Annotated in this window: 15 protein-coding genes; 8 read left to right on the top strand and 7 right to left on the bottom strand. The window is 61.8% G+C overall.

What is annotated here, in order from left to right:
- Nucleotides 1–208 precede the first annotated feature (208 nt).
- The 4 genes from ACF8SD_RS17460 to ACF8SD_RS17475 all read left to right on the top strand — a co-directional run bounded on the left by ACF8SD_RS17460 (nt 209) and on the right by ACF8SD_RS17475 (nt 4,001).
- Nucleotides 209–1,459, top strand: a complete 1,251-nt coding sequence (locus ACF8SD_RS17460) for a ribonucleotide-diphosphate reductase subunit beta (RefSeq protein WP_029885549.1) — start codon at nt 209–211, stop codon at nt 1,457–1,459.
- A 202-nt stretch (nt 1,460–1,661) separates the two neighbouring features.
- Complete coding sequence (locus ACF8SD_RS17465; RefSeq protein WP_392484543.1) at nt 1,662–2,198, top strand: Bro-N domain-containing protein; 537 nt, start codon at nt 1,662–1,664, stop codon at nt 2,196–2,198.
- Nucleotides 2,199–2,511: 313 nt separating this feature from the next.
- Entirely contained in the window at nt 2,512–2,778 is a 267-nt protein-coding gene (locus tag ACF8SD_RS17470; RefSeq protein ID WP_283246111.1) for a helix-turn-helix domain-containing protein, read from the top strand.
- Nucleotides 2,778–4,001 carry a type II toxin-antitoxin system HipA family toxin gene (locus tag ACF8SD_RS17475; RefSeq protein ID WP_173890786.1) on the top strand — a complete coding sequence of 408 codons (1,224 nt, stop codon included), beginning with the start codon at nt 2,778–2,780 and terminating at the stop codon, nt 3,999–4,001. The genes ACF8SD_RS17470 and ACF8SD_RS17475 overlap by 1 nt, the downstream gene beginning before the upstream one ends.
- A gap of 352 nt (nt 4,002–4,353) precedes the next feature.
- On the opposite strand, the gene ACF8SD_RS17480 is transcribed toward ACF8SD_RS17475, so the two are convergent.
- From ACF8SD_RS17480 to ACF8SD_RS17510, 7 genes are all read right to left on the bottom strand, one after another.
- A complete protein-coding gene (locus tag ACF8SD_RS17480; protein WP_173890787.1) occupies nt 4,354–5,190 on the bottom strand; it encodes a hypothetical protein in 837 nt (278 codons plus the stop codon).
- Between the two features lie 95 nt (nt 5,191–5,285).
- Entirely contained in the window at nt 5,286–6,077 is a 792-nt protein-coding gene (locus ACF8SD_RS17485; protein WP_173890788.1) for an IclR family transcriptional regulator, read from the bottom strand.
- A 60-nt stretch (nt 6,078–6,137) separates the two neighbouring features.
- Nucleotides 6,138–7,448, bottom strand: coding sequence for an MFS transporter (locus tag ACF8SD_RS17490; protein ID WP_173890789.1), 1,311 nt, complete (start codon nt 7,446–7,448; stop codon nt 6,138–6,140).
- A 58-nt stretch (nt 7,449–7,506) separates the two neighbouring features.
- Nucleotides 7,507–8,655, bottom strand: coding sequence for a galactonate dehydratase (dgoD, locus tag ACF8SD_RS17495; RefSeq protein ID WP_173890790.1), 1,149 nt, complete (start codon nt 8,653–8,655; stop codon nt 7,507–7,509).
- A gap of 38 nt (nt 8,656–8,693) precedes the next feature.
- Nucleotides 8,694–9,314 carry a 2-dehydro-3-deoxy-6-phosphogalactonate aldolase gene (locus ACF8SD_RS17500; protein ID WP_173890791.1) on the bottom strand — a complete coding sequence of 207 codons (621 nt, stop codon included), beginning with the start codon at nt 9,312–9,314 and terminating at the stop codon, nt 8,694–8,696.
- 12 nt (nt 9,315–9,326) lie between these two features.
- On the bottom strand, nt 9,327–10,301 hold the full coding sequence (locus ACF8SD_RS17505; RefSeq protein WP_173890792.1) for a 2-dehydro-3-deoxygalactonokinase: 975 nt from the start codon (nt 10,299–10,301) through the stop codon (nt 9,327–9,329).
- A gap of 215 nt (nt 10,302–10,516) precedes the next feature.
- Nucleotides 10,517–12,898, bottom strand: coding sequence for a glucose/quinate/shikimate family membrane-bound PQQ-dependent dehydrogenase (locus tag ACF8SD_RS17510; RefSeq protein WP_392484544.1), 2,382 nt, complete (start codon nt 12,896–12,898; stop codon nt 10,517–10,519).
- Nucleotides 12,899–13,210: 312 nt separating this feature from the next.
- On the opposite strand from ACF8SD_RS17510, the gene ACF8SD_RS17515 reads away from it, so the two are divergent.
- The 4 genes from ACF8SD_RS17515 (at nt 13,211) to ACF8SD_RS17530 (ending at nt 17,365) form a co-directional block, all read left to right on the top strand.
- The gene (locus tag ACF8SD_RS17515) at nt 13,211–14,455 is read left to right on the top strand and encodes an OprD family porin (protein WP_392484545.1); all 1,245 of its coding nucleotides are present in this window, start codon (nt 13,211–13,213) and stop codon (nt 14,453–14,455) included.
- A gap of 158 nt (nt 14,456–14,613) precedes the next feature.
- Entirely contained in the window at nt 14,614–15,420 is an 807-nt protein-coding gene (locus ACF8SD_RS17520) for an NAD-dependent epimerase/dehydratase family protein (RefSeq protein WP_392484546.1), read from the top strand.
- A 24-nt stretch (nt 15,421–15,444) separates the two neighbouring features.
- Nucleotides 15,445–16,326, top strand: a complete 882-nt coding sequence (locus ACF8SD_RS17525; protein WP_392484547.1) for an SMP-30/gluconolactonase/LRE family protein — start codon at nt 15,445–15,447, stop codon at nt 16,324–16,326.
- Nucleotides 16,327–16,393: 67 nt separating this feature from the next.
- Complete coding sequence (locus ACF8SD_RS17530; RefSeq protein ID WP_029885563.1) at nt 16,394–17,365, top strand: TRAP transporter substrate-binding protein; 972 nt, start codon at nt 16,394–16,396, stop codon at nt 17,363–17,365.
- The last annotated feature ends 29 nt before the right edge of the window (nt 17,366–17,394 follow it).

Genomic DNA, 17,394 nt, shown 5'->3' on the forward strand with positions numbered 1-17,394 from the left:
GATATACTTCGCCCCCTCTGAAAAGAGCACCATTCAATTGTCCTGGCCCCTCCCCGAGGCCTGGCCAGGTACAAGCCAGAACACATTCAGATGTAAACGAGAGCCAGCCTCTCGAGCTGTCCATTCGCCGTTACGGCCTTGCGTCAGGCATCACATTCTTTAAATCCAAGCGGTTGCCCCAGGGCAACCCTCAAGCAGGAGCCAAACCATGCTGAGCTGGGACGAATTCGACAAAGAAGACGGCGAAGTAGCCGCCAAAGGCAACAACCCTGCGCAGGCCGCTGCCGCCGCCACCCTCGACAAGCTCGACAGCGCCGGCGGTGCCGCCGCCCTGGAAGCCCGTGCGGCCACTGCTGCTGACTCCGACGCGGTCAAACGTGCCAAGGCAGCCCTCGACGCCCTCGACGTTGCCGAAGGCCTAGCCGAACTGGAAGGCTCCTCGGCCCGCGTTGCGGTTGATGAAAAGCGCATGATCAACTGCCGTGCCGACCTCAACCAGCTGGTACCGTTCAAGTACGACTGGGCCTGGCAGAAGTACCTGGACGGCTGCGCCAACCACTGGATGCCGCAAGAGGTCAACATGACCGCCGACATCGCCCTGTGGAAGAGCCAGGACGGCCTGACCGAAGACGAGCGCCGCATCGTCATGCGCAACCTGGGCTTCTTCTCCACCGCCGACTCGCTGGTTGCCAACAACCTGGCCCTGGCCGTGTACCGCCTGATCACCAACCCCGAGTGCCGCCAGTACATTCTGCGCCAGGCCTTCGAGGAGGCGATCCATACCCACGCCTACCAGTACTGCATCGAGTCGCTGGGCATGGATGAAGGCGAGATCTTCAACATGTACCACGAGATCCCGTCGGTCGCGAAGAAAGCCGCCTGGGGCCTGAAGTACACCCGCGCCATTTCCGACCCGGAGTTCAACACCGGCACCGTCGAAACCGACAAGGAGCTGCTGCGCAACCTGATCGCCTACTACTGCGTACTGGAAGGCATCTTCTTCTACTGCGGCTTCACCCAGATCCTGTCCATGGGCCGCCGCAACAAGATGACCGGCGTTGCCGAGCAGTTCCAGTACATCCTGCGTGACGAGTCGATGCACCTGAACTTCGGTATCGACGTGATCAACCAGATCAAGATCGAGAACCCGCACCTGTGGGATGCGGCGATGAAGGAAGAAGCGACCCAGATGATCCTGCAAGGGACCCAGCTGGAGATCGAATACGCCCGCGACACCATGCCACGCGGCGTACTGGGCATGAACGCAGCGATGATGGAGGACTACCTCAAGTTCATCGCCAACCGTCGTTTGACCCAGATTGGTCTGAAGGAAGAGTACCCGGGGACTACCAACCCGTTCCCGTGGATGAGCGAGATCATGGACTTGAAGAAAGAGAAGAACTTCTTTGAGACGCGGGTGATTGAGTATCAGACTGGTGGGGCGTTGAGCTGGGATTGATCGTCCGGGCTGAGCATCGAGAAGGCTGCCGAATGGCAGCCTTTTTTATTAGCGCAGGAATTGCAAAACAGGAAGCATCCTACAAGCTTCGCGATTGTCACTTTGAAGGCGTCGCGATAACGTTTCATGGCGCTTAAGAACGCTCACGCAGCGGAACCCCGTTCCCGTTAGCAACGGCTCTCCAACTTCAGGATGGCCAAGCATGGACAGTCTCAATACACCTACCCTCTTCACCCGCCACAACCGCCCTCTTCACACGCTCTGGCTAGAATCCGAAGCCTGGTTCTGCGCCCACGAACTCGGCCGGCTGAGCGGGCATTTCTTCGACGAACACTGCATGCGCAAGCTCGACCCGGACCAGTACCGCACGGTGCAGTTGCTGCGCTATGGCAAGTATCAGGAAACCACGATGGTCAGCGAGTCCGGGGCCTATACCTTGCTGGCGCATCACCATGTTCCGGAGAACCGCCATCTGCGCTGGTGGCTGACGCATGAGGTGGTGGCGGTGCTGCGGGATGGGCAGGCGGACGGGGTTGAGGATGCGCCGCGGCTGGGGCAGATGTGCTGGCCTGGGGGAAGGACGGCGACGTTGTTGTATTGGCAGAGTGAGCCGTGGGTCAGGATGCGGGACATGCCGATGGTGCTGGCGGCTGAAAGTGATGAGGTAACGCCGCTGCTGAAGCGCAGGATCAATTGGAAGGAATATGCTCAGCGGGCTCTCAGGTTACATGGGGTGTAGCTGACCTGTGGCGGAAACTGTGGGAGCGGGCTTGCCCGCGAACACCGGCGAAGCCGGTGCCAGACACCGCGTCGCTTGCTTCGCAGGCAAGCCCGCTCCCACAGGTTTTGCGTATCGCCCAAGGCATGGATGTGCCAACACTGTGGGGGTTGATTACGCCGCGCGCCATCAGCGAGCCTCTACTCATTCACCACCTCGAAATCGGACGCTCTTCGAATCATAAGAGCTGCTATAGTGGTTTTTAAACCATATAAGCACTGTCTTAGCAGGTCTTAAAATGAATGTTTTTCCTTTGGCATGTGCCGACAGGCTAATGAAGATAGGGCTTCTGGCGAAAACAAGGCGCCTTGAACGGAAAATTCGCCAAAAAGACTTGGCAGCCCAATCCGGATTGTCCATTACTACCCTTGCCAAGATCGAATCAGGTACGCCTACCGTAGAGATGCGCAGCTACATGATCGCGCTGTGGCACCTGGGCTTGCTGGACGAGGTATTCCAGGACGTGCCGATGTCCGCACCCGCTTCCTTCGCAACCGAGCACAGGGTACGCCTGAAGAGCGTGACCGGGGATGACTTCTGATGACTGTCATCTACCTTTACATGCAGATGCCAGGCTCGCTGGAAGTGCGCACCATCGGGCGGTTGAGCGTAGAGAACAACGTAGGCGAGTTCGTCTACAACCCGGCCCATGTCGAAGCAGGTGGTTGGGTACCGGATGCGTCGCGCTACCCGCTTCGAACGCAACCTTATGAACGCATTACCAAGAACCGGGGTATACCTGGGTTTATCCGGGACGCGGCCCCCGATGGCTGGGGCGAGCGCCTGGTTGCGCGAGAGCATGGTGACCAGCAAGATGCCATTGGCTTCATTTTGAGATCACCAAACCATGACCGCACGGGCAACCTCATGGCTGGCGCCGGCCGTAAACCTCCTGCAGGTATCGGCCAGGCCGGACTGGGTAAGATCACCCAGCTGGACGCCTTCATACAATTTGCGGATGGCGTGCAGGGTGGATTCCCGCAGAACACCGATAAAGCCACCAAAGCAACCTTGCAGCAGCGCTCGTCACTGGGCGGGGCTCGTCCCAAATGCACGCTGATAAATGAAAACAGGCTGCTGCTGGCCAAGCCGCGCGACCGCTACGATACCTACGATGTGCCGGCACTCGAACATGCGTGCATGACATTCGCAGCGAGCAAGGGCATGAACGTGGCGCAGGTGCAGTTGCATCGGGGGCGGGTCAACACATTGCTGGTCGAACGCTTCGACCGGTCGCCAGCTGGCGACGGACATTTCTACCGCGTCCCCATGTTGAGCGGTTTGACATTGCTCGACAGTGACTGGAACAACCAGATGAGCTGGGCACAGGAATGGCACTATGGCTTGCTGGCAGACGAAATGAGCCGGCGCGGCGTGCCTCACAGTGACCTTCAGGAGCTTTTCAAACGCATCTGCTTCAACATTCTGGTCGGCAACGATGATGACCACCCCAAGAATGTAGCCGTGCTTTTCTTGAATGGCAGTTGGCGGCTGTCACCCATGTATGACGTGCTGCCAACGACCGAGGGGGCTGCGCCCTCCAGCCTGGCCATGGGCATCGGGAGTTTCGGAAAGGAACTGTCGCGGCGCAATCTGCTCAGCCAGGTAGGCCACTATGGCCTGTCTCACGCTCAGGCGGAATCCATCATTGATGAGGTGGCTGGATGGGAAGCTGAATTAGCGGCCCATTATCGGCGGTACTTGCAGCCGGCAGAACTGGAGCAGGCATTGGTTGCCATAGGCGCTGATAAGCTGCGCACTTGATTCTGCCGAGATAAGGCGGAGTGACAAGAGACCTCGCCCACGCCGACAGGAGGGGTACGGCACACTCAGTTGCCATGTGCCGGGACTGGACTTGCCAGTCTACGTGGTCGTGGGCGAGGTCGGCTTGAGTATAGATTGATCTTGGACGAAACCAACCCTTTGCAAAAGTCGCCGAAGACTCACCAGCTTGGAGTCAGCGTCCGTAGCTCCTAAAAAAACAACCATTAATCAAAAAACCGACTTGATAATTGAAATACGGGAATTATCAACGGCCGGCTGGGGGCGCGTTGCGCCCCTTCCCAATAGGTCCGGCGTTACGGAAAAGCCGCGCCTGCATGGGTCGCGCAGGGCATCAGGCGGTGGTTTGTGCCTGCTGGGTTTCCAGCAGGTTATGCAAGGTATTGAGGAACAGGTCGAAGCTGATGATGCCGGTCGAAACGGTCGACAGCACGGTCTGACCGTTTTCGTCCTTGATCACCACCTGCTCGCTCCACTGGTTGAGGTCAACATTGCGCAGGCTGCTCAACGCCACCTTGCGGCCAGCCACGTCGAGCGCTTCGCGAGTGATGGTCAGCGGTTTGGTGGTGACATTGAAGAAGTCGCCGCTCATGCGCTTGCCCCAAACCTGGGACGTTTCGAGGTAGTTAAACTGCACCGCCCCGCCGCTTTGCAGGGTGGCGAATACTGCTGGCAGGCGTTCGTTCAGGTACAGCTCGCGTACCTGCTCAAGAAACACATAAAGCTTTTGCAGGTGTGGGTTGACCCGGCGAAACGGCTCACTGGCGTTACGGCGATAAGCGAGATTGTTGATCAGGCCGGCTATGGCAGTCTGCCCAGAAGCGAATAGGTAGAAGTCGCCCATCTCGCTGAAAGGCACATAATCGCGCTGGTTGCCGATGATCTGGCAGATGCCTTTCTCATAAACCTCATAACGGGCAGCGCGCAGTTTCTTCTGCCACAGCGCCAGGGCGAACATCACCCCACCGAGCACCGCCAGCAAGGCGATGGTGGAATAGAACAGGCTTTGCGGGCCGTTGAAGTTCTGGCCGCTGGTAGCACTCAGGTAGCCGACGAAAGCGGCCAGGCCCAGGAAGATACTGCCCAGCATAAGCATGCAGACGATCAGCGCCTTGCCATAACCATAACTGCCGAGCAGCTTGCCGGCGGACGTGACTGGGGTGGGTTGCATGGGGAAGCCTCCTTGCTTGGGGAAATGGACGTCATGTCATAGTTGGCCCTCAGACACCAATTGGAGCGCGTAGTTCAGTGCCAACGCGGTTCAGGCTAGTGCTTTAGCCCAAGCTCTGCCGACAGCCGCGCGGTCACGCCTTTGACCACCGGTACCAGCTCGCGCATCTTTTCCTCAGGCATGTAAGGCACCGTACTGGCCACACTGACCGCCGCCACGATCCGCCGGCTGGCATCACGTACCGGCGCCGCCACGCAGCGGATCGACGGTTCATTGTCCTCCAGGTCGAAGGCATAACCGCCCGCCCCATACTCGACCATACGCTGCTCGAACTGCGCCCAGGTTTGCGCGGCGTGGTGCGGCCAGAACGCGCTTTTGCCACCTGCCGGCAGGCTGGTTTCATACAACCTCTGCCACTCGGCCGGGGTGTCGTCGAGCATCAGCGCCTTGCCGATACCCGTGCGCGCCAGCGGCATGCGGTGGCCGACCCGGGAGCGCATCTCCGGCCCGTTGCGCCCCGGGGTCTTGTGCAGGTACAGCACCTCATCGCCTTCGCGGACCGCCAGGTGGATGGTGTCGCCGGTCAGCGCCGAGAGCTCGTCGAGGTACGGCCCGGCAAGGGTGACCAACGGCAGCTCTTCTCGGGCCTGGAAGCCGAGTTCGATCAGTTTGGGGCCAAGCAGGTAACCGACCTGGGGCACCACACGCAGGTAGCGCTCGTCCACCAGGCAACTGACCAGGCGGTGGGTGGTGCTGCGGGTGGTGCCGATGTGCTGGGCGATGTCCTTGAGGTCGCGCGCGCCTGCGGCCACGGCCTGCACAACGGCCAGGCCGCGCAGCAGGGTCTGGGTGCCGGTAGGGGCGGTTTTGGTAGGGTCTTCCTGCATGTGCGGCCTTTATCGAAGTGCGTATGGGCGGGCGACATTATGTTCACCCGCAGGGCGCGGCTACAACTCGATACGCTCGACCTTGCCGACCAGCAGGATGTACGACAGCGCGCCAAGCAGGGCCAACGCGGCGATGTAAGTGATCGCCGGGGCGAACGAATCGCCGCTGGCAAGGAAGCCGATCACGATGGGTGTGACGATCGCCGACAAGTTGCCGATGAAGTTGAACACCCCGCCGGTCAGCCCGAGCAGGCGCGCCGGGGCCAAGGTAGAAACCAGCGACCAGGTGATCGAGGCAAGGCCGTTACCGAAGAACGCCAGCGCCAGGAAGGCAATCACCAGCGGGGTGGAGTCGACGAAGTTGGCGCCAATGATGGCGGTGGAAATCAACAGGCCGCTGATGATCGGCAGCTTGCGCGCAAGGCCCACGCTGGCCCCACGGCGGATCAGCCAGTCGGAGAAAAAGCCCGAACACAGCACCCCGACAAAGGCGGCGAGAAACGGCAACGAGGCCAACATGCCGGACTTGATGAAGTCCATGCCGCGGTACTTCACCAGGTAGGTCGGGAACCAGGTGAGGAAGAACCACAGTGTCGAATTCAGGCAGAACTGGCCGAGGTAAATGCCCCAGAGCTTGCGCTGTGTCAGCACGATGCCCAGGTCGGCCCAGCTGAACCTGGCCTTGGTCTTGGCCTGCTCCTGCTGGATATCCACCAACCCGCCACCTTCGCGGATCAGTTCGATCTCGGCCTCATTGGCACCCTTGAAATCGCGCGGTTCGCGATACACCGCGTACCAGATCACGCCCCAGAGGATGCCCACCGCGCCGGTGGCGACGAACACCATGTGCCAGCCGAACGCATGCTGCAGCCAGGCCAGCACCGGGGTCAGGAATGCCAGGCCGACGAACTGCCCAGAGGTGTAGAAGCCAATGGCCGTGGCCCGCTCCCGCTCGGGGAACCACGTGGTGACCACGCGGCTGTTGATCGGGTAGGCCGGCGCCTCCAAGGCGCCGACCGCCATGCGCAGCACGAACAGCGCGATGAAGCTGGCGGCGAAACCGAGCATCACGGTGGCCAGCGACCACAGCACCAGCGCCACGGTATACAGAATGCGCGGTGGTACGCGGTCGACCAGCCAGCCGCCTGGGATCTGCATGGCGGCGTAGGTCCAGCCAAACGCCGAGAACACCAGGCCGACGTGAATCGGGTCGATGCCCAACTCGCTGGTCAAGGCCGGTGCGGCAATGGACAGATTGCTGCGGTCCAGGTAGTTGATCACCACCGTGATGAACAGCAGCACCATGATGAAAAAGCGCTTGCGGCTGGGCGCCGACAGGGTCGCCTGCCCGGTAAGGGTATGCGGGTGCATGAGCAGTGCCTCTTGTTATGGTTATTGAGGTCGTTTCAGCGCAGTTGGGGCCAGGCAGTCACCACTCGGCAAAGCTGCCATCGGCGTGGCGCCACACCGGGTTGCGCCAGCGGTGGCCGACAGCGGCGCGCTCGATCACGTAATCCTCGTTGATCTCGATGCCCAGACCAGGACCGTTGGGGATCTTGACCATGCCCTGCTGGTAGTCGAACACGCCGGGGTCGCGCACATAGTCGAGCAGGTCGTTGCTCTCGTTGTAATGAATGCCCAGGCTCTGCTCCTGGATGAAAGCGTTGTAGCAGGCAGCGTCGAGCTGCAGGCAGGCCGCCAGGGCGATCGGGCCCAGCGGGCAGTGCAGCGCCAGGGCGACGTCGTAGGCCTCGGCCATGTTGGCGATCTTGCGGGTTTCGGTGATGCCGCCGGCATGCGACGCGTCTGGCTGAATGATGTCGACGTAGCCTTCGCTGAGCACGCGCTTGAAGTCCCAGCGCGAGAACAGCCGCTCACCCAGGGCAATCGGGGTGCTGGTCAGCGGCGCCAGTTCTTTCAACGCTTCGTAGTTTTCACTGAGCACCGGCTCTTCGATGAACATCAGCTTGTAAGGGTCGAGTTCCTTCATCAGCACCTTGGCCATGGGCTTGTGCACGCGGCCATGAAAGTCCACGCCAATGCCCACGTTCGGCCCCACCGCATCGCGCACGGCGGCGACGTTGGCCAACGCCTGGTCGACCTTGTCGAAGGTGTCGAGGAACTGCAGTTCCTCGGTGCCGTTCATCTTCACGGCGGTGAAACCACGCGCCACGGCCTCTTTTGCCGCTTGCGCGGTGTCAGCGGGGCGATCGCCGCCGATCCACGAATACACGCGGATCTTGTCGCGCACCTGGCCGCCGAGCAGGTCGCTGACCGACACACCCAGCGCCTTGCCCTTGATGTCCCACAACGCTTGGTCGATACCCGCCAGGGCGCTCATGTGGATGGCACCACCGCGGTAGAAGCCGCCGCGGTAGAGCACGGTCCAGATATCCTCGATGTTGCGCGGGTCCTTGCCGATCAGGTAATCGGACAGTTCCTCGACGGCGGCAGCCACGGTGTGGGCCCGGCCCTCGACAACAGGCTCGCCCCAGCCGGTGACGCCCTGATCGGTTTCGACCTTGAGGAAGCACCAGCGCGGCGGAACGATGAAGGTGGTCAGCTTGGTAATTTTCATCTGCTTGTCTCTCTTGTTGGATGCAGTGCAGGGCCGGCTCAGCGCAGGCTCTGCCAGGCGCTCACGTAAGCCTTGGCAGCGGCCTCGACCTGTTCAGGGGTCATGCCTGGCTTGTACAGGCCGGAGCCCAGGCCGAAGCCCCGGGCGCCAGCGGCATGGAACTGCTGCAGGTTGCCGGGGGTGATGCCGCCGACCGGCGCCAGCACGGTGCCGGCGGGCAGCACGGCAAGCCAGGCCTTGACCACCGCCGGGCCCAGTTGCTCGGCTGGGAACAGCTTGAGCACGTCGGCCCCTTGCGCCAAGGCGGCAAAGGCTTCGGTCGGTGTGGCGACGCCCGGTGCCAGGTACAGGCCTGCCGCCTTGGCAGCACGCAGTACATGAGGGTCGCTGTGGGGCATGACGATCAACTGGCCGCCCGCCTCTTTCACCTGCGCGACCTGGGCCGGCGTCAGCACGGTACCTGCACCGATCAGGCAATCGGCAGGTAGGGTGCGACGCAGCAGGCGGATACTGGCGAACGGGTCAGGCGAATTGAGCGGTACTTCGATGATGCGAAAGCCGGCGCTGTAGAGCACTTCGCCAACCGCAGCCGCTTCATGCAGTTGCAAACCGCGCAGAATCGCAATCAGGCCATTGTGTGCCAATGCTTGTTCGAGCATGTCGAGCTCCCTTCAGGATGAATGAACCAGGCCGGCGGCGAGCGCCAGTTGCCAAAGACCGCGCTCGGTGGCCTGCTCGGCGACACTCACATGGGTGAAGCCGCATGCCTGCAGGGCCCGGCTGTAACGCGCGCACAGCGGGCCGTTGCCGATCAGCAGGATCCCAGGCAGATGCACACTGTGGCGCCGCTGGCGTTGCAGTTTGGCCAGGGCTGAAAGTTCGTGACCGATCAGTAAACCCGACAAGTAATCAGGCTGGGCGCTGGCGCTCAGCTCACCGGTCAGGCCTAGGGTGCGGGCGCTGAACAGGGTGGACAGCGGGCCGATTTCCCCCTCGGCGGAGCAGGCGGCCTGCACACCGAGGTCGAAGGCTGGCGCATCGAACGCGGCGCCGCGTTGCTGGGTACGGCCGAGGATGCTGTGCGCGCTGAGCACGGCGAAAATTTCGCCGGTCATGAAGGTATCGAAATGGACGATGCAGCCATCGACGACCTCTACCCATTTCGAATGACTGCCGGGCAGGCCAATGAGCAGGTCATCGGTGTTCACCCCAGGCAGCGCGCCCAGCACCTGCGTCTCTTCACCCCGCATGACATTGGGCAGGCGCGCGTGCTGGATCACGCCGGGCACGATATGCACCTCGACGCCGCGAAGGCTGCCGACAGTTTGCAGCGCGCCACCGAGGTTGGCGACGCTGGCCGGGGTTTCGCGGTACACGGCCTCGCGCCAGCCCTGGGCGCTGCCGACCATGCCACAGGCAATCACGGGCAGCCCGGGCTGGGCGTCGAGCCAATCGCCACAGGCGTCGTCGAATGCCAGTTCGAAACCGTCATTGCAAAGTTGGCCGTTGATCAGGCGCGGGGCTTTTGGCAAGTGCATGATGCCGCTGGGCAGGGTGCGCACATCCAGCACCTGGCCTTGCGCGGCGAGTTTGTAAGCACGAAGGGAGGTGGTTCCCCAGTCGAGCGCGATCAATTGCGCCTGCATCGCTTCACCTGTTCTGTTTTTGGCAGTGAGTGAGGCGACTATAACCCTGGGCGAAGGAAAATTCCAATATGTAAAACACAATCCCACATATAGGGATTTTGCGTTCGCTTTATGGAAGGTAACTGGGTCGCGACATGCCGGCCATCAAAAAAGCCTGTGAAACCAAGCGCCGGCCGCGCGGTGCTCGGTATCACAGGCCTTGAACCTGCCGCGGCTTACTCCGGCAGGGCGAACGCCATCACATAGTCCCCTTGCCGGGTACCCAAAGAGCCATGCCCGCCGGCCATCACCAGCACGTACTGGCGACCATCCTTGCCGGTGTAGGTCATCGGCGTGGTCTGGGCACCTGCCGGCAGGCGCCCTTCCCAAAGCACCTTGCCATCGCGCACGTCATAGGCGCGCAGGTACTGGTCGAGGGTACCGCTGAGGAACGCCAAACCGCTGGCGGTGGTGAAGCTTCCGCCCAGGCTCGGCACGCCCATGGTCAGCGGGATCGGAATGGGCGAGCTGTCTCGCACGGTGCCGTTTTTGTGCTTCCAGATCACCTTGTGGGTGGTCAGGTCCACTGCCGCCACATAACCCCAGGCCGGTGCCTGGCAAGGCAGCCCCAGCGGCGACAGGAAAGCGCCCATGATCACGCCGTAAGGCGCGCCCTTGTTGGCCTGGATACCTTCGGTCTCACTCTTGCGCGCCGGCTGCCCGGCGATTTTCGAGGCAGGCACCAACTGCGACTTGAAGGCCATGTAGCTGGGGTTGACGAAAGCAATCTGGCGTACCGGATCGACCGAAATGCCCCCCCAGTCGAAGACACCGAAGTTGCCCGGGTAGACCAGCGAGCCCTGCAACGATGGTGGGGTGTAGATGCCGTCATAACGCAGCGAACGGAAGTCGATGCGGCACAGCATCTGATCGAACGGCGTTACCCCCCACATGTCTCGCTCACGCAGGGTAGGCGGCATGAAATTGAGCTCGGACATCGGCTGGGTCGGTGCGGTGTGATCACCTTCCACGGCGCCTTGCGGTACCGGGGTTTCGTGGATGGGCACCAGCGGCTGACCGTTGCTGCGGTCCAGCACATAGATGCTGCCCTGCTTGGTCGATGCCATTACTGCCGGTTTGACGCCTTCGGCGGTCTTGATGTCGACCAGGCTCGGCTGGCCACCGACATCCATGTCCCACAAGTCGTGATGGGTGAACTGGTAGTTCCAGCGCACCTTGCCGGTAGCGATGTCCAGGGCCACCAGGCCGGCACTGAATTTCTCCGCCTCTGGCGTGCGGTTGCCGCCCCACTGGTCGGGCATCTGGTTGCCCATGGGCAGGTACAGCAGGCCGAGCTTCTCATCGGCGCTGATCACCGACCACACGTTTGGCGAGTTGCGGGTGTAGAACTGGCCGTCACTGATCGGCGCCGTGGCGTCGGGGTTGCCGCTGTCCCAGTTCCACACCAGCTGGCCGGTGATCGCATCATAGGCGCGGACGACGCCGGACGGCTCGTCGGTGGAAACGTTGTCGGTGACATGACCGCCAAGTATCACCAGGCCGCCGGCCACGGTGGGTGGCGACGTGGAGTAATAGCCACCGGGGGCGAAGCTGCCGATGTTGCGGGTAAGGTCGATCTGGCCGTTATCGCCAAAGCCGGCGCACTGTTGGCCGGTATCAGCATCCAGCGCGATCAGGCGGGTGTCGGCGGTGGGTACGTAGATGCGCTTGGCGCAGGCCTGCCCCTGCGCGGGGCTCGCTTGCGAGCTGGCCGTGTCGTAATAGGCCACGCCGCGGCAGGTCATGTGCGCCCAGCCTTTGAAGTTGGCCGCATTCTGCGTGCTGAGCTTGGGATCGAAACGCCAGATCTCCTTGCCGCTGTCGGGGTCCAGGGCAATCACCTGGCTATGCGGGGTGCATACGTAGAGCTTGCCGTTGACTTTCAGCGGGGTGTTTTCCGCCGTGGTCTCGCCCGGGTCGTTTGGCCCGGGGATATCACCGGTGCGGTAGGTCCAGGCCAGCTTGAGCTTGCCGACGTTCTGCGGGGTGATCTGCTTGAGTGGCGAGTAACGGTCGCCAAACTCGGTACGCCCGTAGGACTGCCAGTCACCGTCAGGTATTGCCGGTGCCGTGCTGGTGGTGCCTGCCGTGTCGCGGTCCAGGCGGCCTACCACGGTGTCGGGCTGGGTGAACTGGCTGGCCAGCGCCATCAGGCCCGCGGCCGCCACGCCCACACTCAATACCCCTGTACCGAGGGGATAAGGCTGCCCCTGCGTCAACGGCCTGCGCAGCCAAGGCAATAACAACACCAGGCCAAGGACGAACCAGAGGGCCAGCCGGGGGACCAGTTGCCACCAGTCCAGGCCCACCTCGACCAACGACCAGAGCGAACTCAGCAACAGCACGACGCCATAAACGCTCAACGCCTCACGGCGGCCAGCCAGTAACAAGGCTGCGGTAATTGCCAAGCCAACGCCGGCCAGCAGGTAATACAGCGAACCGCCAAGGGTTGCCAGTTTGATGCCGCCGGCCAGCAAGGCCAGGCCCATCAGCAAAAAAACCACGCCTAGCAATCTGGGCAGCAAGCGTGGGGGGTGTGAAGCACGGGTGGTGCTCATCGGTGAAATCTCCGTTTCCATGGGACTGAATCAATAAGACATCCAGCAACGAAGAATAGTATTACTAAATGATTCTGCGACAAACTGACGCACTCGAGGGAGAGCGTTGCGACAAATGCAACAATTCGCATGTGGTCATAGTATGACTAACGCTCATTGCGAAGCCCGAGCTAGAGCCTGCGCTTGATCCCTCCTCGCTGAAAGTAGCTGATTTCCGGCTACGAACGCCGTTGACAGCTGGTTTTTCACTTGTTAAAAAAGCCGAAGTTGTACGACAACACATAACAAAAACAACATCAGCGGAAGCAACCCATGTCGAAAATCTGCCAGACCACCCTCCCCTGTGCGCTGCTGGGCGCCAGCCTGCTCAGCTGCCTGCCGGGCACCAGCCTCGCCCAAGGTTTCATCGAAGACAGCAAAGCCGTGCTGGGCCTGCGCAATTTCTATATCAACCGCAACTTCACCAACCCCGCCAACCCACAAAGCAAAGCCGAAGAATGGACCCAGAGCGTGATCCTCGATGCCCGTTCCGGTTTCACCGAGGGCCCGGTGGGTTTTGGCGTAGACGTGCTGGGGCTGTGGTCGGTGAAGCTCGATGGCGGGGGCGGCACCTATGGCACCGCGCTGCTGCCACGCCACGACGATGGGCGGCCGGCGGATGACTTTGGCCGGCTTGCCGTGGCGGGCAAGGCGCGCATTTCGAAAACCGAACTGAAGATCGGCGAATGGATGCCGGTACTGCCAATTCTGCGTGCGGACGACGGGCGTTCACTGCCGCAAACATTGCGTGGCGGGCAGGTCACGTCCAACGAGATTGCCGGGCTGACCTTGTACGGCGGCCAGTTCCGCGCCAACAGCCCGCGCAACGACGCCAGCATGGAGGACATGAGCTACGGCGGCGCGGTGTCGGACCGCTTCAATTTCGTCGGGGGCGAGTACAGGTTCAACCAAGAGCGCACCCTGGTCGGGCTGTGGAATGCGGTGCTCAAGGACGTGTACCAGCAGCAATACCTGCAACTGAGCCACAGCCAGCCGCTCGGCGACTGGACCCTGGGCGCCAACCTGGGCTATTTCCAGGGCGATGAGGACGGTTCCAGGCGCGCTGGCCAGCTGGACAACAAGACGTACTCGGGGATGTTCTCCGCCAAATACGGCGGCAGCACCTTCTGGGTCGGGCTGCAGAAGGTCGATGGCGATACCTGGATGCGGGTCAATGGCACCAGTGGCGGGACCCTGGCCAATGACAGCTACAACGCCAGCTTCGACAACGCCAACGAACGCTCGTGGCAGGTGCGCCATGACTTCAACTTCGTCACCGTCGGCGTGCCGGGGCTGACCTTGATGAACCGCTACATCAGCGGCCGCGACGTGCACAGCGGGGTGGTGACGGATGGCAAGGAATGGGTCCGTGAGACTGAACTGGCGTATGTGATCCAGAGCGGAGCGTTCAAGGATTTGAGTGTGAAATGGCGCAATTCGTCGATTCGGCGGGACTACAGCAATAACGAGTTCGATGAGAACCGGTTGATTTTCAACTACCCGTTGTCGTTGCTGTAAGGCTTTACGCCGCTCATTTCGCGACACGAGGCCGCTCCTGCAGGGCACGCGCATAACACCAAACTGACATTGCGTTGTCATTGACAACACTGAATCGCACCGCCAATAATCACAAAAGTCATACGACAACCTACAACAATTAACAACAAGAGCCGGTCATGACCACTACCCCCCTCAAACGCCTGCTGCTCACCGGAGCCGCAGGCGGCCTGGGCAAGGTCCTTCGCGAACGCCTGCAAGGCTGCGCCGAGGTCCTGCGCCTTTCCGACATCAACCCCATGGCCCCAGCCGCTGGCCCACACGAAGAAGTGGTCACCTGCGACCTGGCCGACAAGGCAGCCGTGCATGCCCTGGTCGAAGGCGTCGATGCCATCGTGCACTTCGGCGGGGTGTCTACCGAGCATTCGTTCGAAGAGATTCTCGGCCCCAATATCTGCGGCGTGTTCCATGTCTACGAGGCGGCACGCAAGCATGGGGTGCAAAGGGTGGTCTTCGCCAGCTCCAACCATACCATCGGCTTCTACCGCCAGGACGAGCGCATCGACGCGCATGCCCCGCGCCGCCCCGACAGCTACTACGGGCTGTCCAAGTGCTATGGCGAAGATGTCGCCAGCTTCTATTTCGATCGTTACGGCATCGAAACCGTCAGCATCCGCATCGGCTCTTCGTTCCCCCGGCCACAGAACCCGCGCATGCTCTGCACGTGGTTAAGTTACGACGACCTGGTGCAATTGATCGAGCGCGGCCTGTTCAAGCCGAACGTCGGCCACACCATTGTCTACGGTGCCTCTGGCAACCGCACCGTATGGTGGGACAACCGCCATGCCGCACACTTGGGCTACGTGCCCAAGGACAGCTCGGAGCCCTTCCGCGCAGCGGTTGAAGCCGAGCCGGCGCCTGCCGCCGATGACCCGAGCATGGTCTATCAGGGCGGCGCATTTGCCGTGGCCGGACCGTTCAACTGACCGCACGCGCCAGGAGGCACGGCCATGGACTGTGAACTGATCGTCGACGCCCGCAACGGCACCGGGGAAAGCCCCGTGTGGCACCCTAGCGAGCAGGCCTTGTATTGGGTCGACATACCCGCGCGCCAGTTGCACCGCTGGCAGCCGGTGGATAACACGCACCAGGTCTGGCAGGGCGACCAGATGCTCGCCTGTATCGCCCGCTGTGACGACGGCTGGGTCGCCGGCATGGAAAGCGGCATCTTCCACATTCAAACCAGGGCCGACGGCAGCCTGGCCAGCCGTGTGCTCAGCGGCGTGACGCATGCCCAGCCGGGCATGCGCTTCAACGATGGCCGCTGCGATCGCCAAGGGCGCTTCTGGGCCGGCAGCATGCTGCTGGACATGCAGCAAGGCGCCCAGGTAGGGGCACTGTACCGGCTTGATCGCGAGGGCCATTTGCACCTGCAGCAAGCGGGCCTGATCGTGCCCAACGGGCTGGCTTTCAGCCCCGACGGCACACGCATGTACCTGTCTGATTCGCACCCCAGCGTGCAGAAGGTCTGGGCCTTCGACTACGACACCGACACAGGCACACCCCATGACCCGCGGCTGTTCGTGGACATGCGCAAATACCCCGGCCGCCCCGACGGTGCCGCCATCGACCAGGACGGCTGCTATTGGATATGCGGCAATGACGCCGGGCAGATCCACCGGTTCACCCCTGACGGGCGCCTGGACCGCTCGCTCAGCGTACCGGTGAAGAAGCCGGCGATGTGCGCCTTCGGTGGCGCCAACCTCGACACCCTGTACGTCACCTCGATCCGCCCGGCAGGGGTCGACCTTGGCGACCAGCCGCTGGCGGGCGGGGTATTTGCCCTCAACCCAGGCACCAAGGGCCTGGAGGAGCCAGCCTGGCGGGGCTGAGCCCCGCGACGCGCACCACACCCTTTGCACGCCCGAAACCAGATAATAAAAACCACGGAGTTTCATCATGACGTTCAAACGCAAGCTGCTTCTTGCCGTACTTCCCTTCGCCTGCAGCGTGGCCATGCCCGTTTCGGCGCTGGACATCAAGTTCGCGGAAATTCACCCCGCCGGCTACCCCACGGTGGTGGCCGAGCAGAACATGGGCAAGAAACTGGAACAGGCCAGCAATGGCGACATCACCTTCAAGATGTTTGCCGGCGGTGTGCTGGGCTCGGAGAAGGAAGTGATCGAACAGGCGCAGATCGGCGCCGTGCAGATGACCCGCGTCAGCCTGGGGATCGTCGGCCCGGTGGTGCCGGATGTGAACGTGTTCAACATGCCGTTCGTATTCCGCGACCACGACCACATGCGCAAGGTCATCGATGGCGAGATCGGCCAGGAAATCCTCGACAAGATTACCAACTCCGACTTCAACCTGGTGGCCCTGGCCTGGATGGATGGTGGCTCGCGCAGCCTCTACACGAAAAAGCCGGTGCGCAGCCTGGAAGACCTGAAGGGTATGAAGATTCGCGTGCAGGGCAACCCGCTGTTCATCGATATGATGAACGCCATGGGTGGCAACGGGATCGCCATGGACACCGGGGAAATCTTCAGCGCACTGCAGACCGGGGTAATCGACGGCGCCGAGAACAACCCGCCGACCCTGCTCGAACACAACCACTACCAGAGTGCCAAATACTTCACCCTGACCGGCCACCTGATCCTGCCCGAGCCGGTGGTGATGTCCAAGACCACCTGGAACAAGCTCACACCCGAACAGCAAGCGCTGGTGAAAAAGGTAGCGCGTGAGGCGCAGATGGAAGAGCGGGTGCTGTGGGATGCGAAAACGGCCAGCAGCGAAGAGAAGCTCAAGGCCGCCGGTGTCGAGTTCATCACCGTCGACAAGAAACCCTTCTACGACGCGACCGCACCGGTCCGGGAAAAATACGGCGCGCAATACGCCGACCTGATGAAACGTATCGACGCGGTGCAGTAAGCGCGACCTTTCCTACCGACCTCGGCAGG

Origin of the sequence: Pseudomonas sp. CJQ_9, from assembly GCF_043106615.1 — a bacterium.
Lineage (GTDB): Bacteria > Pseudomonadota > Gammaproteobacteria > Pseudomonadales > Pseudomonadaceae > Aquipseudomonas > Aquipseudomonas juntendi.